We start from the raw sequence: 22,624 nt of genomic DNA, 5'->3' as shown, positions 1-22,624 counted from the left end.
TTATTATTGACGCGATTTGAACACAACTATTTACTCAGGTCAAATTAATATTTTTGTCAGCACATCAAAAGTTTTTACTGAGATTCATCCACCAAATAAATACCACTTTTTGAATTACAAAATACATCTAATGCGCACAGGCCACGACAAGGTCGGCGGAATACTGAGTATGCAAACGGGGGCTAGCCACGATACTGCGGCAACGAATTGGTGGCGAAAAGTGAAATTTCGATCTGAAACTGCGGCGCTCTAATCCGTCTCAAAAAGCATCACAAGGCAAAACATGGATTGGGTATGTAGATAAAAGCATTATGAATAATGATATACAGAGCTATACCTTAGCATCCAACCATAAAGATCGCCGAGTATTAGCGATAATTTGCTGTGCGAGGAGGTCTTCTGGCGCCGCGCGCAGCTCAGCCAGCACTTTTAAAAATAGTGGTAATTGATTGGGTTCATTCCGTGGCTTGGTGTGATTCGCCAACCAGCTCGGGGGGATATCTGGGGCATCGGTTTCCAATACGATGGCTTCAAGTGGTATGGTCTGCGCCAAACGTCGTATCCGCTGCGAGCCGGTATAAGTCATTGCCCCACCAAAACCCAAGCAAAATCCGAGCTTGATGAACTCATAGGCTTGCTGCTCACTGCCATTAAACGCGTGGGCAATGCCGCCTTTGACGCGCCATTTGCGCAAATATTTCAACACCTGATCTTGGCTACGCCGTATATGGACGATGACGGGGAGATCATAATCTCGGGCTATTTTGAGTTGCGATTCAAAAAAATCAATTTGCCGCTGGGTATTTAAATCGGGCAGAAAAAAATCCAACCCAATTTCCCCCACCGCCACTGCCAAGCCAGAATCAAGCTGCTGCCGCAGCAGGATCAAATGCTCAGCACGATGCGCTGCTTCATAAATTGGGTGCAGCCCGAATGCGATATGCGCGCCATAGCGTTCGCGCATTGCCAACGTCGAAGCAAAGGTATCTGCAGTCACGGCGGGCACAAGCCATTCACTCACGCCTACTGCGCGAGCGCGTGCGACAACTTCATCGCGATCTGCGTCAAATTCAGCGGCATCAAGATGACAGTGACTATCAATGAAACTTATTGTGAATTCCATACTCATAGTGTAAATCGTACACATTCACTCTATATTTTAATTAGATCATTGTAATACCTAACGGGGTAAGGAACATTTATGGAATTTTTTAGTGAACTCTGGGTTGGCTACCCGCTTTGGGTCTGGCTGATGTTTTTTGGTCTAGTCATTAGCCTGTTGGCCTTTGACTTGGGCGTTTTGCATAAAGACCAGCACGAAATCAGCGTCTCAGAGAGCTTAAAACTCTCCGCTTTTTACATTTTCATGGGTTTGGCCTTTGGCGCATGGCTGTGGTGGTATAAGGGTGCGACCTCGGGGATGGAGTACATCACGGGCTATCTGATTGAGAAATCGCTCTCGATGGATAATGTCTTTGTGATTGCGCTGATCTTCAGCAGCCTTGGTGTACCTCGCATGTATCAGCACCGCGTACTCTTCTGGGGTATCTTGGGTGTGATCTTAATGCGCGCGGTGATGATCGGCTTGGGTGCAGTGCTAGTAGCTAAATACCAAGGTGTGCTGGTCTTATTTGGCGCCTTCCTGATTTTCACTGGCGTCAAAATGCTGATGTCGGATGATGAGCATGGCAAAATCGAAGACAATAAGTTCTACCAATGGCTACGCAAACACATGCGTTTCACCCCGACTTTGCACGGTCAAAGCTTCTGGGTGCGTGGTGAGAACCATGGTTTGGCCAAAGGCTGGTGGGCCACACCGCTGTTTCTGACCTTGATTTTGGTAGAAACGGCAGACTTGGTATTTGCGGTAGATAGCATTCCAGCTATTTTCGCGATCACACAAGATCCATTTATCGTTTACACATCGAATATTTTTGCGATCTTGGGTTTGCGTGCTTTGTATTTTGCTTTGGCAGCTATGGTGCACCGTTTCCACTATCTGAAATACGCACTGTCTGTAGTGCTGGTATTCATTGGCGTGAAAGTTGGCTTGGTGTATTTCAACCACGAAGGGATTATCGACTTCAAAATCCCAACCGCGGTATCACTGGGTGTGACGTTTGGTTTGCTCTTGGCGGGCGTACTTTACTCGCTCTGGAAAACACGCGGCGAGCCGATTCCTGAAACTAAAGCTCACTCATGATTCCGATGTAAGCAATAAAAAAGCCCACAGCAGTGGGCTTTTTTATTGGTGAGTTAACTTATTCTTTCGGGACTTTCCCACCCTCAAACTCTAATTTTTCTACATTAAACTCCAACTCCTCTAGCGACGATAGTTCAACGGGATCTTTAATCCCTGAAATCGGTGGCAATTGAATATCCACCGCCTCTTCAGCAATCGTCGGGCGCACAAAATGCGCAGGTGCAGGCGCTGGTTTCGGTTGCAATAAGTCGATTAAATTCACATCACTCATCGAGCCACTACTGCTGGCACGGGTATTGATCGTTTCACTAACAGCCGCTGCACTGGCGGTTAAGGCACTAACTTGAGTTGATCTTTCAAGGCTGCTGATCGCCAAATCAACCGGCGTTTCTACGATTGGTTTTGGCTCTTCCACACGAGCAAACAAGGGATGCTCAGGTGCAAGTTTAAAGCCGATGCTACGCACCAACTCCCAATCATCTTCGCTTGGTTTGGGGGTTTGAGCGCGAAATTTATTGGCCAACTGAATATAATCCGATTTCATCCCTTGCTGGCGATACACCCTAAACAACATCAACCAACGCTCAGCATCGAGTGGATCAGCCTTGAGCAATTGCTGTAGCAATTCAATCGCCCGCAGCGTATCACCTTGCGCCAGAAAGTATTGTGCTTGATCCAAACTATTCGTATCTTCATGCACCACCTCAAATCCCGTATTCATATTGTGCATCATCGAGAGTTGAGTCGGCATCGCACGGCGAGGTGAGAAATTCGTTTTAAGCGCACTCAATATGCTTTCAGAGACTTCTTCTACGCCCTCTTCACGCGATGAACGACGGCGCCACCACAAGGTGCCTAGGCCAAGTAGACCCAAGATGCCCAATGCGGGCCATTGCCAACTGGTCTGCTCTGATTTGATGCGAGGTACTGCAGGTTTGGGCTCTGGTGCTTTTACCGCTACCACTGGTGCACTCGCCACGACCTGCGCAGCACTTGCAACGGCGACAGCGGCGCTGGCAACAACATGGCTCGCTGGACTTTGGCTTTGCGCTAGTCGCTGATCCAATGCATCAATCTCAAGCTGCAGTTTTTTCCTCAATTCGCTGAGCTCCGCCACTTTGGCTTCGAGCTCTTTCACATAGGCTTCAGGGGTGATTTTGGTATTACCTGAACTCATGACTGGCGGCTGGCGCTCGTCGCCTTCGAGGCGTAGATGGCTTTGCTCTGACGCGACAGACACCATTGAAGGCGCTTTTGGCGCGGCATTGGCCACCTTAGGCCGAGGCGGGATCACGATCATACTCCCAACAGGAATGCGATCTGTTTCGCCGAAATCTGGGTTATTACGTTTGAGCTTATTCAGATAGCGCTCATAGCCAGCCGAGTTAATTGGGTAATACTTTTCAGCCAATTGCTGTAAGGTCACCTCTTTCGTCGTGCTGACTGCTTTGCTCGATTTGCGCGCTTCTAAGGAAGTAGGTGCTGTCGTTGTTATGGTCGCGGCGGAGCTCACAATTGGTACGTCGACCACGGGGGCAGGATCTAGAAATACATTGTAATCGCGCGTTAGATTGATGCTGTCACATTCAAAATGCAGGGCAAAACCAACGATCGGCTCTTCTGCGGCTTGGCGACCTAGAATTCGCACAACACCCGATTTACCATCGCCTTGTGGTATGACTTGTACGGTAGCAGAGCCGATGAAAGTGACATCATTATTGCTCGGCAAGAGTTGGTGACACCCCTCTGGTGTGCGCTCATCGGCATTGAGGCGATAGGGTATATCAGCTTTAAATCGCTGACCAATATAAGACTTGAGCTGTACTTCCCCTAAAGTCATGCCTTGCGCGGCATGCATCGCAAGCAAGAATGCAATCGGAGCCAAAATAAATGGCGAGCAATGCTTGTTCATATCCGCCTTCCTTGATGAATCTTAATTTGTCTTTGCTTTGTTTGTAGCTGACAAAGTCAAAAAGCCAAATTCAATCTCATCAAAAGGCGTCATTAACGGATAAATAATCACGCTCGCATTGGCAATTGCGAACAACACGTCAAAGAAAAAATAAATTCTTCGCAACCGATACTACCACTACGTATATGCTTCAAGACCATTCCAAATAATAAGTTTGAGAGCATACCCTTTATTATCTGCGAACAAGCCATGAATGCAGGGCGGCAAATAAAATCAAAATCGCCGCCAATCCCCCCGTAACAGCCTCCGGCACATGATATCGGGCTGAAAGCAACATAATGGCGGCAAGCGCGCCAATGGCCCAAAAAGCGCCATGCTCTAAGTACTTGAACGCATTCAACGTGCCTTTATCCACCAGCATCAAGGTAAAGCTGCGCACAAACATCGCACCAATACCCAAGCCGATGGCAATCAGAAAGATGTTTTTAGTTAATGCAAATGCGCCCAGCACGCCATCAAACGAGAAAGACGCATCAAGAATTTCCAGATATACAAATCCTGCCAAGCCTGTTTTCGCCGCAGCGCCTTCATCACCGATCAAATCACCCAGCCCATCGATCATCACAAAGACGACGACGCCCCAGATGCCCGCCACAAAAAAGCGATGCGCCTGTGCCACGGGCATTTGCTCAGCCATAAACAGCAGCACCATCAAACTGAGCAGCACCGCCGCCATTTCCAAGCGTCCTAATTTGGCCAATAGGCGCTCCAAGGGCGCAAACCAATGCGTTTCTTTTTCGTAATCGATGAAGAAATTTAGGAACACCAAGAGCAAGAATGCGCCACCAAATGCGGTCACCTCGATATGGGCGGAAGTTAAAATTTTGGCATATTGATCTGGCTGCACGATGGCCATTGAGAGCACATCCTGCGCGGGCCACACACCTGTACTGAAATAATCATACAGTGCCATCGGCCCTGGCATGGGCGCAATACCAGCGATAAAAGCCACAATGATCAGCGGAAAAATCACCCGCATCCCAAATACGGCAATCAACATGCCCCACAGCAAAAAACGCTGCCGCCATTTTTCGTCCCAATGCTTGAGTACCGACGCATTGACTACCGCATTATCAAAACTCAAGCTCGTTTCCAGCAAGGCCAGATTAAAAGCGATCCATAAGCCCGTCCAACCCGCAATAAACCATGCCCCCAGTAAGCCGATAATAGTCACGACAAACGATGAATAAAAATAAGGCATGGCCTCAATGCACCTTGGCGATCAGCAATAATAGACTCGGCATTATGCCGTAAATATGGCGTATTTTTTTTGCGCGTATCGCTAGAGTGCCTAAATTCCTGCGCTAAATCAGTCTGCGCTTAGCTTTGCGGCAAAAGCACTTGGTCACAAACTCGAGAGCGCCTATACTCTTGCATATCCTTACGGTCGCTAATTGCGGTGTTTTAGCACCCGATTTCTGGTGCCATTCCTTCATCATTGGAGCCATTTAATGAGCAATCCTTACCTCGCCCTCGTAAAAGCACACGACGAATTACTGCAAAAAAAAGATGCCCCGCTGTTTAGCGATCTGGCCACGCTCGGTACCGCTGCTCAAGCAGCCGCTGCCGATGCGCCGATTGCGATGATCTTTGCGCCACACCCTGATGACGAATGCATCATTGGCGCGCTGCCATTGCGCCTACAACGCGAAGCAGGCTTTAAAGTAGTTAACGTGGCCGTAACGCAAGGCTCTGGCCTGAAACGTCAACCAGAGCGCTGGGTTGAAGTAAAAAATGCGTGTGATTATCTCGGTTGGGATTTGCTCGAAACTATTCCTGGCGGCTTAATGTCGGTTACAACAAAAACACGCAGTGAAGACCCAGCAGCCTGGGCTGAAAAAGTGGCTGTGTTGGCAAAAATCATTAGTGCAAACAAACCGCAAGTCGTTGTTTGCCCGCACAACAATGACTACCACTCAGCGCACATCGGTACGCATTATCTGGTTGTGGATGCACTGAAAGCGGCCAATCACAGCTGCGTTTTAGTACAAAGCGAATTCTGGCGTCAAATGGAAGCGCCAAATGCATTGATTGCGACCAATCTGCAAGATACGGCCGATTTGATTGCAGCGCTGGCTTGCCACGTCGAAGAAGTTCGCCGCAATCCATACCACTTGCGTCTGCCAGGCTATATGGCCGACAACGTTCGCCGTGGTGCTGAAGTCTGTGGCGGCCAAGGTGCAGCGGCGCCAACTTTCTCATTTGGTACGATTTATCATGTTGGCCAATTTGATGGCAGCAATTTTGTGCCTACCGAGAAAAAATACACGATCAACGAAACGGATGACATTAAAGCGATCCTCGCTTAATCAAGTCGGTATCTATAAAAAAGGCTCTACTACGGTAGAGCCTTTTTTCATTTGCAGCTAAATGCGCCGCCGCTCATCGCCTTCTCAATGCAAAACAATACACTTACTAAAATCAATCACGTAGATTTCACAATTAGAAATAATAATAAGCATTTGCTCGAGATATGGACGCACAGGAACGGACATGATGAACAAAATCATAGCCCTTTTGGGAATCGTATTAGCCACTACGGCTGTGGCTGGCGTGATGGCAATACCTAAACCCAGCCAGAGTTTTAATCAGGAACCGCTATGCTGGCCCGATGAAAGCGCGCAGGTTTGCTGGCGGCACGCTGAACATCGGCCAAACTGAGGCAGCGAGCACTAAACTAGGATTTGAATCTCACTGGCTTTTTTAAGTTCACTGCGAATGAGCTTAGCCATATCAAGATCATATGCAGGGTATGGCGCTGAAAGCAATTGAGCTAAATCATTTGCTGAGTGTACCACCCCAAGGTATACCCATTGATCAAAGACATGCATCACCTGCGCCCACTCAGGCCCCTCTGTAATGCCGATCGGGCCAGCATACGGCCAGTCGGCCAATTTATGCTTTGCGAAGGATGCCAATAAACGCGCGTTGTGCATGCTGAGTGGCTCACGCCCCACACAGGCGCCGCGACACTCGCCATTCGCCAACGCCGTACACGGGCTCACCGCCTGATTTTTCTTCGGTTTTTCCAAACCTAACACCTGACGACACAAGCCCTGCCCTTTGACAATGCGATTGAGCACATTTTGCGCCTCGCGCGCGCCACGGAAAGGGCCAAATAAATCGCCACGCGCATTGGCAATTTCACCCAGCGGCAACAATTTCGGCGTTAAGGCGACCTCAAGCTCAGCCGAGTCCGACTCGGGTTGCACAATCTCCCACACGCTTTGTGTTTGATCGACTTTCGCGCGCACCGACGGGTTAAACCGAGGACGTAAGCGGGTAAGTAATTGCCGCTCCAATAGGGCCGAGCCCAAATCACCCGAGGTTTCGATCCAATCTATGCGGCGCAAAGCGGCAGCCAGCAACGCCGCCTGACCTTCGCCGGCTTTTTTACCAAAGTGCTGTAAAACACGGCGGCGCAGATTGCTATTACTGCCGACAAACAACGGCTCGTCGCTGTTACCAGCACGATCCTCGCCGTAGAAAATATACACGCCCGCTGTGTCGGGCAAATCATCGATGACTTTTTCATCAATGTGCGCGGGCAAAGCGGGAGGACGAATCAGCTCGTCGATCGCCTCGTGCACCCGCGCCGCGCCCAGATCTTTCACTGCCGCTTGCAAAAATTGATAAATCAGCTCGGCATCGGTCAGCGCGCGGTGGCGCTCGCCATGATATTCCAGCCCATGGCGCGCAATCAGCGCATCCAGACTGTGCTTGAATTCATCGGGATAAAGCTTGCGCGAGAGCTGCACAGTACATAGCACTTTGGCGCGAAACGTCATCCCCAGACGTTTGAATTCATTACGTAAAAAGGTGTAATCAAAGCGCGCATTATGCGCGACGAAAACGCGATCTTGCAGTTTGGCCAACACTTCGTCAGCCAAAGCGGCAAACGTTGGCGCATCGGCCACCATCGCGTCATTAATACCCGTCAAACTTTGGATAAATGGGGGTATAGGCTGACAGGGGTTAACCAGGTTACTCCACTGAGCAATACCCTCACTGTCCGTATTCACATGAACCAGACCGATTTCGGTAATGCGATCAGTGGCCGGTTTTGCGCCCGTGGTTTCAAGGTCAAGCAGCACCAGCGGCGCAGGGTAAAACGGATAGCTCATACCAAACTCAGCACTTACTTAGTAAAACGGAAGCACTGATGAATCCGTTTATTGCGGAAATCTTCCGGAATCGACTGCGCAGTGAGGTTTTCGCAACGACCGACAAACATCGGATCGAGCTCGAAGCTGCGCAGATTATTAGAGAAATACAGCACGCCGCCGGGCGCGAGCATCGACATGCACGACTCAATCAAATACGCATGATCACGCTGCACATCGAGCACACCGAGCATTTTTTTCGAGTTGGAAAAACTCGGCGGGTCCATCACGATCAGATCGTATTTTTGCGGGCTACACGTCGCCTCACGCAAAAACTCAAACACATCGGCGCGCACGCGCTGATGCTTCACCGGATCCATACCGTTCAAAGCAAAATTACGACCCGCCCATTCCAGATAGGTATTCGACAAATCCACAGTTAGCGAGCTGCTTGCGCCGCCCGCGGCAGCGTAGACACTGAACGCGCCGGTATAGCTAAATAAGTTGAGGAAACGTTTGCCAGCAGCCTCGCCCATGACACGTTTACGCGTATTGCGGTGGTCGAGGAAAAGACCCGTATCCAGATAAGCGTCGAGATTGACCTCGAATTTCAAGCCGTTTTCTTCCACGACAAAAAACTCGCCGGATTCTTCGTTCTTCTCGTACTGCGTCAGGCCTTTCATTCGCTTGCGAATTTTCAGCGACACATGCTCGATCGGCAGACCCAATACTTCAGCAGTCGCGGCGTGAATTTCGTCGATCCACGCCGAATAGTCTTCGTCCGACTCCATCCAGCCCGTATCGTATTCCTGCAAATGCACCCGATCGCCATACACATCGACAATCATCGGGAACTCCGGCACATCACGCTCGTAAATGCGATAACACTGCAAACCTTGGCGGCGCGCCCATTTGCCCCAGTGGCGGGCATTTTTGGCAAGACGATTGCGATAACTGGAGAGATCCATTTGATTCAACTTTAAGGGGTGTAAACGTACAAAGACCGCAGTGTATCAAAGCACTGCGGTCTTGCCTGTTAGCTTTTGGTACAAAATGGGCAATCAACCCAACCAACGGTCAATTATGCGCGAGTAAATCCCGCACTTCGGCGTAGTCATACGTCGTAATTTCGTAGGGATTACCATCCGGGTCGGCGAAATACAGCGACATCGAGACCTGATGATCTGCGACAGTCCAGGCAGTTTCGCATTGCGACAAATGATCGCGCCAAGCGCAAAAGGCTGGCGCGCTGACCCGAAAAGCCACCGTGCAACGATATTGGACATTCGCCTTCTGAAATAAAGCCAAATGCACACTTGAATCATCGTTTTGCAGCGTTAATGGCCCACCATCTGCGGCCCAAAATTCAAGCGAAGCGACACGTATCAGACCCAAAACCTGTCGATACCATGTTTCGGCAGCGGCACGATCAGCCACATAAACATGAATGTGGTCAATGACATCCAAACTAGGAATACCCACCCTTAAACCTCAACAATGACAGGCTGCACCAAACCCGCAGCCAACTTGGCACGATCCCGCGCCACATCGGTGTCGTGGCCTGCCGCCAGCGCGACGCCCATGCGGCGACGCTCGAAAGCTTCGGGCTTACCAAACAGACGTAAATCGCTGCGTGGTACGGCCAGCGCCGCGGCGACACCGTCAAATGCGATACCGCTTTGCTCCATCCCGCCGTAGATCACTGCGCTGGCCGCTGGCTCACGCTGGCCCACATCGACCGGCAAGCCCAGAATCGCACGGGCGTGCAACTCGAACTCAGAGAAGTACTGGCTCATTAAGGTGACCAGACCCGTATCGTGCGGGCGCGGGCTCACTTCCGAGAACCACACGTCGTCGCCCTTCACAAATAACTCAACGCCAAACAAGCCACGACCGCCCAGAGCGCCCGTTACTTTGCGGGCAATCTCTTGCGAACGCGCCAAAGCTTTGTCGCTCATTTTTTGTGGTTGCCAGCTTTCGACATAATCGCCTTTCACTTGCACATGCCCGACTGGCGCGCAGAATGAAGTCACAATCTCGCCCTCGCCATCACCACCAATCGAGCGCACGGTCAGCAAGGTGATTTCATAATCAAAATCGACAAAGCCCTCGACAATCACGCGACCATGATCAACGCGACTACCGGCGGCAGCGTAGTTCCACGCCGCCTCAACGTCAGCGGCCGATTTGAGCAAGGACTGGCCTTTGCCTGATGAAGACATCACCGGTTTGACCAAACAAGGAAATCCAATTTCAGCCGCAGCAGCTTGCAATTCAGACAAGGAATCCGCAAACCGATAGCTCGACGTTGGCAAACCCAGCTCTTCTGCCGCCAAGCGACGAATACCTTCACGATTCATCGTCAATTGTGTCGCGCGCGCGGTCGGAATCACCGTTGCCAGACCATCAGCTTCAATGCGCACCAATTCATCGGTGGCAATCGCTTCGATTTCCGGCACGATAAAGTGCGGACGCTCCAGTTCAACCAGTGCCCGTAAGGCGCGGGCATCACTCATATTGATAACGTGACTGCGATGCGCCACCTGCATGCCTGGCGCGTTTTCATAGCGATCAACACCGATCACTTCAACGCCAAGGCGTTGCAAAGCGATGATGACTTCTTTGCCAAGCTCGCCGCAGCCGAGCAGCATGACTTTGACGGCAGATTGACTCAGTGGGGTACCAATTCTCACGGATTACATCCTTCATTCAATAAATTGAGCCTGAAAAAATACGATCAGCATTTCATCGTCATTAGTGCGGTTATTTAGCGACAGTTTTATAACCGTGCAATAAACGCATAAAGACTGGATCGGGCACATATTGTTTCACCACGCCTTCCCAACCTTGGGGCCCAACTAGGCCTTTGACCATGGTAGAGCTAATCTCCGCGATTTCGCGTGGTGGCATTAAAAAGATAGTATCGATGTGTGGCGCCAAATCCGCGTTGACGTAGCGCATTTTTCGCTCGAACTCATAATCTGCCGCTTCCCGAATGCCGCGCAAAATAAATTGCGCGCCTTGTTCGCGGGCGTAATCCACCAAAAAACGATTTTGAAATACTTCCACCCGTAAATTGGGCATTTGACTGGTTGTTTCGCGCAACATGGCTACGCGTTCTTCCAGGCTAAAGGTGTATTTTTTATCTGGATTTTCACCAATGGCAACGATCATTTCGTCAAATAAATTCACCCCATGCTCAATCATCCAGAGGTGACCTTTGGTCACTGGATCAAAACTGCCTGCATAAACCCCACGCCGCATTGCAAATTCTCCGCCCAATTACAGCGAACACTATACCATCAGCGAACATTAATTTAAGATGAGCCGCATAGATTCACATGCAAGGGGAGAGTGCATTGTGTTAAAAAAGCTAATCATCGTTTCTAGCATCGCCATCGCATCAATCGCAAATGCCGATATCACGGTAGGTCAATCAGTACCAACAACGGGTCTATCTGCCGATACTGGTAAAGCATTAGCTTTGGGGGCATCCATCTATTTTGGCCGACTCAATGCGCGTGGCGGCATTAATGGTGAAAACATCAATCTGGTGGTGAAAGATGATGCTTACGATCCCAATCGCACCGTACAAAATGCAAAAGATTTAATTGAAAAAGACAATGCTCTGGCGCTGATTTCGTTTTATGGCACAGGTAGTGTCGGCGAGCTGATTAAATCCAAAGTCCTCGAAAATTCCCGCACTGCCCTGGTTGGCGTGCACTCTGGCGCCGAAAGTCTGCGCAACCCAGTTAATCCTTATGTCTTCCATACCCGCGCTAGCTACGCGCAGGAAACTGAAAAAATCATTAAATTGCTCACCGGCAATCTGGGCGTAACCAAAGTAGCCGTTTTGGCGCAAAAAGACGCTTATGGTGAAGCCGGTATGGCCGGCGTGAAAGCCGCGCTCGACAAACGCCAGCTGAAAGTGCTGCAAGAAGTTTGGTATGACAAAAATAAACCCGACACCGCGCAAGCGGCGGCTGAGCTCGCCAAGCTCAACCCTGAAGCGATTATCCTAGTCGCGGTATCTAAACCTGCGGCCAGCTTCATCAAGCAATTTAAAGAAAAAGGCGGCACATCACAGATTTATGGTCTGTCTCCGATTCAGTTTGAGGAAGTCGGTCGCGCCATTGGCAATAAAACAGCGCATGGCTTGGGTATTAGTCAGACTTTCCCCTACCCTTACAACACGCAAGTGCGTTTTATTCGCGAATTCCAGACTGATGCCGAAATGGTATTGCGAAACAATCCAGCAGCTGAATACAAAAGTAGCGATTACCCTTCATACGCCTTGCTCGAAGGCTATTTAGCGGCGCGCGTGGTGGCCGAAGCGATCAAACGTGCTGGCAAAGCGCCAACGCGTGAAGGCGTGCTCAATGCGCTCAATAATATGGGACGTTTGGATTTGGGCGGCTTTGCCATTGATTTCAGCGACAAAAAACACGTTGGCTCCAGCTTTGTCGAGCTGACGATGATGTCACCGACAGGTGCATTGACCCGCTAAGCACTCGTTACATCACTCAAGAAAAAGGCCACTCAAAGAGTGGCCTTTTTTATACCCTACACAAGTATTGGATTGAAGATATTTAGCAGCAATACCTTCAGACCCATACCCATTAAGTACCGAAGAAGTCTTTCACTTTATCCATAAACGATTTGGCACGAGGATTGTGTTTATCCGAATCGCCTTGGCTGATTTCTTCAAACTCTTTCAAGAGCTCTTTCTGACGGCCTGTGAGCTTCACTGGCGTCTCAACGACCACATGGCACATCAAGTCACCAGTAATTGCACTGCGCACGCCTTTGATCCCCTTGCTGCGCAAACGGAAGACCTGCCCTGTTTGGGTTTCTGGTGGAATCGTAATCCGTGCTTTGCCAGACAAAGTCGGAATCTCGATTTCGCCGCCCAAAGCCGCCACCGTAAAGCTAATCGGCATCTCGCAATGCAGATCATTACCTTCACGCTCAAACACCGCGTGTTTCTTGATGTGCGTTACCACGTACAGATCGCCTGGAGGGCCACCATTCACACCGGCTTCGCCTTCACCAGAGAGGCGGATACGATCACCCTCATCCACACCCGCTGGAATCTTCACCGCCAATGTTTTGTGCGTTGAAACGCGGCCGGTACCGCTACATTTACGGCATGGATCAGGAATGTATTTGCCTGTGCCATGACATGTCGGACACGTTTGCTGAATACTGAAAAAACCTTGCGCTACCCGTACTTGGCCATGGCCATTACACGTGTGGCAGGTTTTCGCTTCAGTACCAGGCTTGGCGCCGGTACCGTGACAGCTATCGCACTCGTCATGCGATGGAATCTTGATTTGCTTTTCAACACCACGCGCCGCTTCTTCCAGCGTGATTTCCATGTTGTAGCGCAAATCCGCACCGCGATAGACATTGCTGCGGCCTCCACGACCACCACCGCCGCCACCAAAGATGTCGCCGAAGATATCAGCGAAATCGCCAAAACCACCGCCACCAAAGCCACCACCGCCGCCCATACCGGATTGCGGATCAACACCAGCATGACCGTATTGGTCATACGCAGCACGCTTTTGGCCATCCGACAAAATCTCGTAGGCTTCTTTGGCTTCTTTAAATTTGTCTTCGGCATCTTTCGCATCGGGATTGCGGTCCGGATGGTACTTCATCGCTAATTTGCGATACGCCTTTTTGATTTCGTCATCTGAGGCGTCGCGATTAACGCCCAGAATGTCGTAAAAATCTTTCTTTGCCATGATGCTTTTCCATGAGACAAAAAGGCACAGCCGCCTGCAATGCAAGCGCTGTGCCTATTATTTATGCCAAATTACTTGTCTTTAACTTCGGTAAATTCAGCATCAACTACGTTGCCGTCATCCTTAGCTTCGCTACCAGCGGCTTGTGCGCCGGCTTCTGGTTGCGCTTGCTCAGCGTACATTTTCTCAGCAACTTTGTGACTCGCTTTCATCAGCGCTTCAGTTTTCGCTTCGATCGCTTCTTTGTCGTCGCCTTTGACTACGCCTTCAAGTTCAGTGATAGCGGCTTCGATTTCGACTTTTTCATCAGCAGTTACTTTGTCGCCCGCATCAGTCAACATTTTCTTCACTTGATGGATCATTGCTTCGCCAGAGTTGCGAGCCGTTACCAATTCGTGCAGTTTTTTGTCTTCTTCCGCATTCAATTCAGCGTCACGTACCATGGCTTCGATTTCAGCTTCAGACAAACCTGAAGAAGCTTGGATCGTGATTTTCGCTTCTTTACCTGATGCTTTGTCTTTCGCGCCAACGTGCAAGATACCGTTTGCGTCGATGTCGAAAGTCACTTCAATTTGTGGCACGCCACGTGGGGCTGGTGGAATATCGCCCAAGTTAAATTGACCCAGCGATTTATTCGCCGCTGCTTTTTCGCGCTCACCTTGCAGTACGTGAATCGTTACCGCGCTTTGGTTATCATCTGCAGTCGAGAACGTTTGTGACGCTTTCGTTGGGATCGTCGTGTTTTTCTGGATCAGCTTAGTCATGATGCCGCCCAGTGTTTCGATACCCAATGACAATGGCGTCACGTCGAGCAACAAGATGTCTTTACGATCACCACCCAATACCGAGCCTTGCAATGCCGCACCAACAGCGACAGCTTCGTCTGGATTCACGTCACGACGTGGCTCTTTGCCGAAGAAGTCTTTCACTGCGTCCATGACTTTAGGCATACGAGTCTGACCACCGACCAAGATCACGTCGTCGATGTCAGACGCTTTCAAACCTGCGTCTTTCAATGCAATTTTGCATGGCTCGATAGAGCGAGTAATCAGGTCGTCCACCAAAGACTCAAATTTCGCACGAGTAATCTTCAATACCAAGTGTTTTGGACCTGTTGCGTCCATCGTTACGTATGGCAAGTTGATTTCAGTTTGCGCGCCACTAGATAGTTCAATCTTCGCTTTTTCGGCTGCTTCTTTCAGGCGTTGCAGAGCCATTACGTCGTTTTTCAGATCAATACCTTGCTCTTTCTTGAACTCAGCAATGATGTAGTCCATCAGACGTTGGTCGAAGTCTTCACCGCCCAAGAATGTATCGCCGTTAGTAGCCAATACTTCAAACGCCGTTGAGCCATCAACGTCAGCGATGTCGATGATCGAAATATCGAATGTACCGCCGCCCAAGTCGTAAACGGCGATTTTACGGTCGCCTTTCGCTACTTTATCCATACCAAAGGCCATTGCCGCAGCAGTTGGCTCGTTGATGATACGTTTTACGTCCAGACCCGCGATACGACCCGCGTCTTTAGTGGCTTGACGTTGGCTATCGTTAAAGTAAGCAGGAACAGTAATCACCGCTTCAGTTACTTCTTCACCGAGGTAGTCTTCGGCGGTTTTTTTCATTTTGCGCAGGATCTCGGCAGAAATTTGCGGTGGCGCCATTTTTTTGTCGCGCACAGAAACCCAAGCGTCGCCGTTGTCGGCTTGTACGATGCTAAATGGCATTGAGTCGATGTCTTTCTTCACTTCTTTGTCTTCGAAGCGGCGACCGATCAAACGCTTAACAGCGTACAAAGTATTTTTTGGGTTAGTTACAGCCTGACGTTTAGCAGGCGCGCCAACCAGAATTTCACCATCTTCTTGGTAAGCAATGATCGAAGGCGTAGTGCGTGCGCCTTCCGAGTTTTCAATCACTTTAGGTTGACCGTTTTCGATCACAGCCACACAGCTGTTGGTTGTACCCAAGTCAATACCAATAATTTTACCCATTTTTATCTTCCTTCATCTCTAATGCTCGCCGCCTTGATTTTTCAAAGCTTTTTAAAGGCGGCAATGTTTACAAATAACCATGACTACTAAGTGGGGATACTGTTTGCTATTTCAAGAGCCTTTTTTATGCAGATTTCACTCAAGCTCTTGAATCAGTACAGCTTATTTGGCCGCAGCCACTACCACCATCGCAGGGCGAATCGTACGACCTGAGAGCTCATACCCTTTTTGCATCACTTGTACTACGGTGTTGGCTTCTTCTTCGCTTGGCATCGTAGAGATTGCTTGATGTTTGTTTGGGTCGAGCTTTTCGCCCATCGGGTTAATTTCACGTAATTCGAATTTTTCGAACACGGTGACCAATTGTTTGGCGGTCAAATCAACGCCCATTTTCAGGCCTTCAAAATTACCCGATTGATCGAGCAAGGCCATATCCATCGCGTCTTTCACCGAGATGATTTCACGGGCGAATTTTTCAACGGCAAATTTGCGGGCTTTTTCGGTTTCGTCTTGCGCACGGCGACGTGCATTTTCTGCCTCTGCGCGAACATACAAGATGTCCTGACGTGCTTTTTCCAGATCAGCCAAGGCTTGAGTCAATAGATCTTCCGTGCTTGGCGCGGCGGCTTCTGCGCCTTCTTGCTCAACAGCAGGAGCGGCTACTTCTTCTTGAATTTCTGGGTTTACTTCTTGGTTCATGATGTTCTCCAACAGCGAATGAGCGATAGATTGGGATAAGCCACATGTTTTCAAGGGTTTTATGCTCAAAAAACCGACGTGCCTAAGTAATTCTCCCAATATGTAGTATTTTTTTTGCGACTACAATTTGTGTTGCATCGCAATATTTGTTGCATTGCAAAATTTACCTGCTTCAATAAAAACAGCTAGTTATTTTGATTCGCCGCTTTGAGAGATCACAGGGAGCACGCCATGAGTACAGCATCAGAACGCATTGCCGCACTTGAACACGACTGGAAAACCAACCCACGCTGGGCTGGCGTTAAACGCCCTTATTCGGCCGCCGACGTCGAGCGCCTGCGTGGTAATTTATTGCAGGAATACACCATCGCCAAACATGGCGCGAACAAACTCTGGAAGCTGATGCACGAGCAATCTTATGTGCACGCATTGGGTGCGCTGACCGGTAATCAGGCGATGCAACAAGTGAAAGCCGGCTTAAAAGCGATTTATCTATCTGGCTGGCAAGTGGCGGCGGACGCCAATTTGGCTGGTGAGATGTATCCTGATCAATCTTTGTATCCCGCCAATTCCGTGCCGCAAGTCGTGCGCCGCATCAATAATACACTGGCACGCGCCGATCAAATTCATCATGCCGAAGGCGACGACAGTATTGATTGGTTTGCGCCGATTGTGGCCGATGCCGAAGCAGGCTTTGGCGGCGTATTGAATGCGTTTGAATTAATGAAAGCGATGATTGAAGCCGGTGCCGCGGGCGTGCACTTTGAAGATCAGCTCGCTTCAGTGAAAAAATGCGGCCACATGGGCGGCAAAGTATTAGTGCCAACGCGCGAAGCGGTTGAAAAACTCGTTGCCGCTCGTCTAGCTGCCGATGTGATGGGTGTTCCAACGATTATCGTGGCGCGCACCGATGCCGAAGCCGCCGATTTGCTGACCAGCGATGTCGATGATAATGACAAAGCATTCTGTACAGGTGAGCGCACGGTTGAAGGTTTTTACAAGACGTATCCCGGTCTAGACCAAGCGATCTCTCGCGGTCTGGCCTATGCCCCCTATGCTGACCTGGTGTGGTGTGAGACCGGCAAGCCTGATCTGGAGTACGCACGCAAGTTTGCCGAAGCCATTCATGCCAAATTCCCCGGCAAAATGCTCGCCTACAACTGCTCACCGTCGTTTAACTGGAAGAAAAATCTGGACGACGCGACCATCGCCAAATTCCAGAAAGAGCTTGGCGCGCTGGGCTACAAATTCCAGTTCATCACGCTGGCGGGCTTTCACGCACTCAATTACGGCATGTTCAATCTGGCACATGGCTACGCACGTGAGGGCATGACCGCATTTGTCGAGCTGCAACAAGCTGAATTTGCCGCCGCAGATCGTGGCTTTACCGCGGTGAAACACCAACGTGAAGTCGGCACCGGCTACTTTGACCAAGTCACGCAAGTTATTCAGCAAGGTCAGTCGTCAACGACGGCGCTGAAAGGTTCGACCGAAGCAGAACAGTTCCATTAAGAAATTGGCGGGCGGCAGGGTGATCTTGAATCACCTTGCAGCCCCGCCGACGTTATTGGCAAAAAATAAACTGCACAGCCTAGTTCGCACTAGGCTACAAGCACGTGAAGGGAGTACACGATATGTCAACGACATTGGCAGGTATCCGCGTCAAAGGCCATATCAGCGCCGAGTTTGGGAAGATACTCTCCCCAGATGCGCTCGCCTTTCTGGCTGAACTACATCGATTATTTGAACCGCGCCGTCGCGAACTCATGGCGGCGCGTATTGCACGCCAAGTGATGCTCGACCAAGGCGTGAAACCCGATTTCCTACCCACCACCGCGCATATACGCCATGGCGAATGGAAAATCAGCCCCTTACCCGAAGACCTGCAAGATCGCCGCGTGGAGATCACGGGCCCCGTTGAGCGCAAAATGATGATTAATGCGCTCAACTCAGGCGCGAAATCCTTCATGGCTGATTTTGAAGACTCCAACACGCCGACCTGGGAAAACCAGATTGAAGGCCAAATCAACGTCTTTGATGCCTATCGTCGCACCATTAGCTACACCAGCCCCGAAGGCAAAGAATACTCACTGAACCATGAAATCGCGACGCTGCTAACTCGCCCACGTGGCTGGCATTTAATGGAGAAGCATGTCGAAGTTGATGGCGAAATCATGTCAGGCTCGCTATTCGATTTCGGTTTGGTGGTATTTCACAACCTGCAATATCGCCTCAGCGTGGGCAGCTCGTGTTATTTCTACTTGCCCAAGATGGAGTCGCACTTAGAAGCCCGTTTGTGGAATGATGTTTTCACATGGGCCGAAGCCGAGCTCAAAGCGCCGCACGGCTGCATAAAAGGCACGGTACTGATCGAAACCATCCTCGCGGCCTTTGAGATGGACGAAATTTTGTATGAATTGCGCGAACACTCGGCAGGCCTGAATGCGGGTCGCTGGGATTACATCTTTAGCTGCATCAAAAAATTCCGTAGCGACCAAGATTTCTGCCTCGCCGATCGCGGCAAAATCACCATGACCGTGCCATTTATGCGCGCGTATTCATTATTACTCCTCAAAACCTGCCACCAACGCGGCGCACCCGCGATGGGCGGCATGTCGGCGTATATCCCCGTCAAATCAGATCTGGAGGCGAATGAGCGCGCCATGGCGCAAGTTCGCGCCGATAAAGAGCGCGATGCCGGCGATGGCTATGATGGCGGCTGGGTTGCACACCCTGGGCTAGTACCCATTGCAAAAGCAGCATGGGACAATGTTTTAGGGCAATACCCCAATCAAATTCACAAGCAACGCCCTGATGTGCAAACACTCGCGGCTGATTTGCTCAATTTTCACCCAGAAGCGCCCATCACCGAAGCTGGCGTACGCGGCAATATTTCGGTTGGCGTGCAATATCTGGCGTCTTGGCTGGCGGGCATGGGCTGCGTACCGATTCACAACCTGATGGAAGACGCGGCCACCGCCGAAATCAGTCGCTCGCAAATCTGGCAATGGATACGCTCGAGCAAAGGCGTACTCGATGATGGACGCAAAGTGACGGTGGAATTATTCCGCGCTTGGCTTCCTGAAGAAGTTGCCAAAATCGAACAACAAGGGCGCTACAGCGCCACACTCGCTGAAGCCGCCAAGCTGTTTGATCAGATTACAACCAGCAACGAATTTGTCGATTTTCTAACCCTTCCGGGCTACAACCGACTCGCTTAAAGCCAATCTATTGAGCAATAAAAAAGCCTCGCATTGCGAGGCTTTTTTATTTAAACAGCTAAGTTAAACCGTCACAATCCGGCTACGGCGGTTAGTACTGCTAAATACCGCGACTTTGACTGTACCGCTCACCGCCACTGGCGCTGTGTACGCAGCAGAAGCTGGCGTTGGATCAGAGCCATCGCTCGTAAAGCGAATCACCAAGCCTGGAGCCGATACATTGGCGTGCAATTTGCCATCAACGATTTTCACGCCTGGCAATGGAATACGGTAGCCGTATCCACCCACAAAGCCATCCAGGCGAGCTAACTCGCGCTGACCCAAGCGATTGGCAAATTCGTTCCAATCCGCATCGATCTTAGTCTGACGCGCAGCCGCATCAGCGATGGATGTCCAAGCAGGATCTTTCGCCCAAGCTCGCTCGGCCAAAGCAATCGTACGTGGCATCGCCAAGTATTCCAGACGACCACGGTTGCGAATGTTTTCCGCCCACAGTTGGCCTTGGATACCGATGATGTTTTTGGTGCCTTCTGGCGTTAAACGCACTTTGCTGGCGATATTGTCTTTATCCAGCGGCTGACCCATCAGATTCACTGTCGCGGTAGTGAAAATGTCGAGCGGCACAAATTCAAACGCACCTCGCGTTTCGATAAAGCCGCCCCAGTAGTAGCCAGGCTCCAGCGGATCTTTGTTGTAGGCAAGATCGAAATACAGATTCGTGACGTTCGACAATACGGTTTTGTAACCCGCATTGGCCAATTGGTAAGCGAAGTCTTCTTGACCCCAGCCCCACACGTTATTCCACACATAAGGGCGGAAATTGGCGTTCACAAATTCTGGATTCGGGCCATGGACATGCGCGCCGTTGACTTCCTGTTTCACCAGCGCAATTTCTTCCCAGCCGCCAAATACCAAGCCGTGTTTTTTCAGCAAATCGCGGTAGCGCGCCAAGAAGTAGTTTTGCAACTCAACAATCGAGCTCATGCCTTGCTCTTTCATAAAGGCTTGGCAAACAGGCGATTGCTCCCACACGCCGTGCGGCACTTCGTCGCCACCGGTGTGCATGGTGGTGAATGGCGCGCCCGCCTCGATAAACATCGCCTTCAAATCATCCAAGACGGTTTCGATGAAGTTGTAGCAAGACTCTTGCGCAATGCAGATCACATTGTCGTGCCAGAGCTGCACAGACTCGTACACCGACGCATCGTTGAAATCACACAACAGGTATTGCTTCGCTTCAGCTTCACGACCTTGTGCCATCAAACGCGTATAACGCACATTCATCGCTTTAATCGCGGCACGCGCGTGACCTGGTACGTCAATTTCGGGCACGACTTCAATATGGCGTGCCGTGGCAAACTTCAGAATCTCGATAAAATCGGCTTTGCTGTAAAAGCCACTCCCCGCCTCGCCAGCCACATCGCCACCCGAGCCAAAGCAAGGCACGAGGTTATCGGTCTCATCCGCTGTGTAGCCACGTTGGCTACCAATCTCAGTCAACTCGGGCAAGCTAGGAATTTCAACGCGCCAGCCTTCATCGTCGGTAAGGTGGAAATGGAATTGATTCAGCTTGTACAGCGCCATGCATTCAAGCAAGCGCAAAATCGTATCTTTGCTGGTGAAGTTACGACCCACATCCAGATGCATACCGCGATAGGCAAAACGTGGCGCGTCGATAACCTGACAAGCTGCCACATTCAATTTGGCTTGTGGATTGAGGTAAGCCTCAACCGGCAGCAATTGACGCAAGCTTTGAATACCATTGAACACGCCGGCAGCCGAAGCGCCTGTAATCACGATGCCTGCGGCGCTAACGTCAAGCTGATACGCTTCGTTCGGCGCCAAGGTATCGTTCACTTTCACAGCGCCGATTTGCAGTTTGATGCTTGCCGCACCCGCTGGCGTAATCGCCGCGCGTTGCAACACCACACCACTGACATCGAGTAAGCTCGATTGCAAAAAGGCAGCTTCATTAGCCAAATCAGCCGAATGAACAATCAACGTATCTTTAGCAATGCTAAATTGGCCTTGGCCAGCTAGGTAGCTGAGCGGAGTTGGCGTGATTTTGCTGATAGCATCAGTCGCCAACAGGCTCAGGCCTTGGTTTTCTTCAAATGTTTGAGCCGGTGTGCTTAAAGCAACGGCATCGTCAGACTTGCGGTTACGCTGTGCTGGCGTAGCAAACTCGGCAATCACTGGGTCGCCGATGGTTTCCATTTTGGCGTTTGGCGTACCCACGTCGTACACAATATAAAAGCCCAAAGGCGCGTCGGTTTCGCTGATGACCCAGAATAAGCCTTCGTAGGCAAAAGTGCGGGTCTCGCCCGATTGCAATACCCCAAAATCAGCTTTGGGCTCTAAGCTCCAAAAATCGCCATTCACATGGGTCACATGCACATTACCCGATACCGTTTCAGGTTTGATTTTGCGGCAAGTATTGAAATAAATCGCCCAGCCCGATGCAGGCAATGACTGATCAGATAGATTGGTCAGCGTTAATTCGGCAAGGAAGTTATCGCCATTATGGGCATTGGTTTTGCATGCCCATGTTAATTTTAAATGCGCACCAGCTGGCTTATTCATTCTTAGTATCCCTTCGATTGGTTAGTCGGGTCCTGCACTTAATCCTGACAGTGTAGAAGTGCAGCACTTGGAATGCCAAGCACTGCCTGCGCGCTGTCGTTAGGA

General features: G+C 50.3%; 17 protein-coding genes. 5 read left to right on the top strand and 12 right to left on the bottom strand.

The window, feature by feature from the left end; all coding sequences use genetic code 11:
• Positions 1-331: 331 nt before the first annotated feature.
• Positions 332-1,129: a TatD family hydrolase gene (locus HQ393_RS01035; RefSeq protein WP_179357022.1), complete on the bottom strand. Its 798-nt coding sequence runs from the start codon at positions 1,127-1,129 to the stop codon at positions 332-334.
• 72 nt (positions 1,130-1,201) lie between these two features.
• Here HQ393_RS01035 and HQ393_RS01030 point away from each other — a divergent pair, with 72 nt between their 5' ends.
• Positions 1,202-2,203, top strand: coding sequence for a TerC family protein (locus tag HQ393_RS01030; protein WP_179357021.1), 1,002 nt, complete (start codon positions 1,202-1,204; stop codon positions 2,201-2,203).
• Between the two features lie 58 nt (positions 2,204-2,261).
• Here HQ393_RS01030 and HQ393_RS01025 read toward each other — a convergent pair whose 3' ends face one another.
• Both HQ393_RS01025 and HQ393_RS01020 read right to left on the bottom strand, forming a co-directional pair.
• Complete coding sequence (locus HQ393_RS01025; RefSeq protein WP_179357020.1) at positions 2,262-4,115, bottom strand: type IV pilus assembly protein FimV; 1,854 nt, start codon at positions 4,113-4,115, stop codon at positions 2,262-2,264.
• Between the two features lie 232 nt (positions 4,116-4,347).
• Positions 4,348-5,376, bottom strand: coding sequence for a DUF475 domain-containing protein (locus HQ393_RS01020; RefSeq protein WP_179357019.1), 1,029 nt, complete (start codon positions 5,374-5,376; stop codon positions 4,348-4,350).
• 250 nt (positions 5,377-5,626) lie between these two features.
• Here HQ393_RS01020 and HQ393_RS01015 point away from each other — a divergent pair, with 250 nt between their 5' ends.
• Entirely contained in the window at positions 5,627-6,484 is an 858-nt protein-coding gene (locus HQ393_RS01015; protein ID WP_179357018.1) for a PIG-L deacetylase family protein, read from the top strand.
• A 363-nt stretch (positions 6,485-6,847) separates the two neighbouring features.
• Here the strand turns inward: HQ393_RS01015 and HQ393_RS01010 are convergent, their stop codons facing one another.
• From HQ393_RS01010 to coaD, 5 genes are all read right to left on the bottom strand, one after another.
• Complete coding sequence (locus HQ393_RS01010; RefSeq protein ID WP_179357017.1) at positions 6,848-8,299, bottom strand: exonuclease domain-containing protein; 1,452 nt, start codon at positions 8,297-8,299, stop codon at positions 6,848-6,850.
• 14 nt (positions 8,300-8,313) lie between these two features.
• Positions 8,314-9,246 carry a class I SAM-dependent methyltransferase gene (locus tag HQ393_RS01005; RefSeq protein ID WP_179357016.1) on the bottom strand — a complete coding sequence of 311 codons (933 nt, stop codon included), beginning with the start codon at positions 9,244-9,246 and terminating at the stop codon, positions 8,314-8,316.
• 109 nt (positions 9,247-9,355) lie between these two features.
• Positions 9,356-9,760, bottom strand: coding sequence for a VOC family protein (locus tag HQ393_RS01000; RefSeq protein WP_218871239.1), 405 nt, complete (start codon positions 9,758-9,760; stop codon positions 9,356-9,358).
• Positions 9,761-9,762: 2 nt separating this feature from the next.
• Positions 9,763-10,971 carry a formate-dependent phosphoribosylglycinamide formyltransferase gene (gene purT / locus HQ393_RS00995; RefSeq protein WP_179357015.1) on the bottom strand — a complete coding sequence of 403 codons (1,209 nt, stop codon included), beginning with the start codon at positions 10,969-10,971 and terminating at the stop codon, positions 9,763-9,765.
• A gap of 70 nt (positions 10,972-11,041) precedes the next feature.
• Positions 11,042-11,542, bottom strand: coding sequence for a pantetheine-phosphate adenylyltransferase (gene coaD, locus HQ393_RS00990; protein ID WP_179357014.1), 501 nt, complete (start codon positions 11,540-11,542; stop codon positions 11,042-11,044).
• A 97-nt stretch (positions 11,543-11,639) separates the two neighbouring features.
• Between coaD and HQ393_RS00985 the strand changes: the two genes are divergently transcribed.
• Entirely contained in the window at positions 11,640-12,785 is a 1,146-nt protein-coding gene (locus HQ393_RS00985) for an ABC transporter substrate-binding protein (protein WP_179357013.1), read from the top strand.
• A 112-nt stretch (positions 12,786-12,897) separates the two neighbouring features.
• Here HQ393_RS00985 and dnaJ read toward each other — a convergent pair whose 3' ends face one another.
• From dnaJ to grpE, 3 genes are all read right to left on the bottom strand, one after another.
• On the bottom strand, positions 12,898-14,028 hold the full coding sequence (gene dnaJ, locus HQ393_RS00980) for a molecular chaperone DnaJ (RefSeq protein ID WP_179357012.1): 1,131 nt from the start codon (positions 14,026-14,028) through the stop codon (positions 12,898-12,900).
• Positions 14,029-14,099: 71 nt separating this feature from the next.
• Entirely contained in the window at positions 14,100-16,016 is a 1,917-nt protein-coding gene (gene dnaK, locus HQ393_RS00975) for a molecular chaperone DnaK (RefSeq protein WP_179357011.1), read from the bottom strand.
• A 162-nt stretch (positions 16,017-16,178) separates the two neighbouring features.
• Positions 16,179-16,715, bottom strand: coding sequence for a nucleotide exchange factor GrpE (gene grpE / locus HQ393_RS00970; RefSeq protein ID WP_179357010.1), 537 nt, complete (start codon positions 16,713-16,715; stop codon positions 16,179-16,181).
• A 231-nt stretch (positions 16,716-16,946) separates the two neighbouring features.
• Between grpE and aceA the strand changes: the two genes are divergently transcribed.
• The gene (aceA, locus tag HQ393_RS00965; protein WP_179357009.1) at positions 16,947-18,227 is read left to right on the top strand and encodes an isocitrate lyase; all 1,281 of its coding nucleotides are present in this window, start codon (positions 16,947-16,949) and stop codon (positions 18,225-18,227) included.
• Between the two features lie 122 nt (positions 18,228-18,349).
• Complete coding sequence (aceB, locus tag HQ393_RS00960; RefSeq protein WP_179357008.1) at positions 18,350-19,936, top strand: malate synthase A; 1,587 nt, start codon at positions 18,350-18,352, stop codon at positions 19,934-19,936.
• Between the two features lie 63 nt (positions 19,937-19,999).
• Here the strand turns inward: aceB and HQ393_RS00955 are convergent, their stop codons facing one another.
• On the bottom strand, positions 20,000-22,519 hold the full coding sequence (locus HQ393_RS00955) for a beta-N-acetylhexosaminidase (RefSeq protein WP_179357007.1): 2,520 nt from the start codon (positions 22,517-22,519) through the stop codon (positions 20,000-20,002).
• Positions 22,520-22,624 lie beyond the last annotated feature (105 nt).

The sequence above is a fragment of the Chitinibacter bivalviorum genome, from assembly GCF_013403565.1.
GTDB lineage: Bacteria > Pseudomonadota > Gammaproteobacteria > Burkholderiales > Chitinibacteraceae > Chitinibacter > Chitinibacter bivalviorum.
Note: the sequence above shows the minus strand (reverse complement) of the source record. Positions and strands in the feature narration are given on the sequence as shown.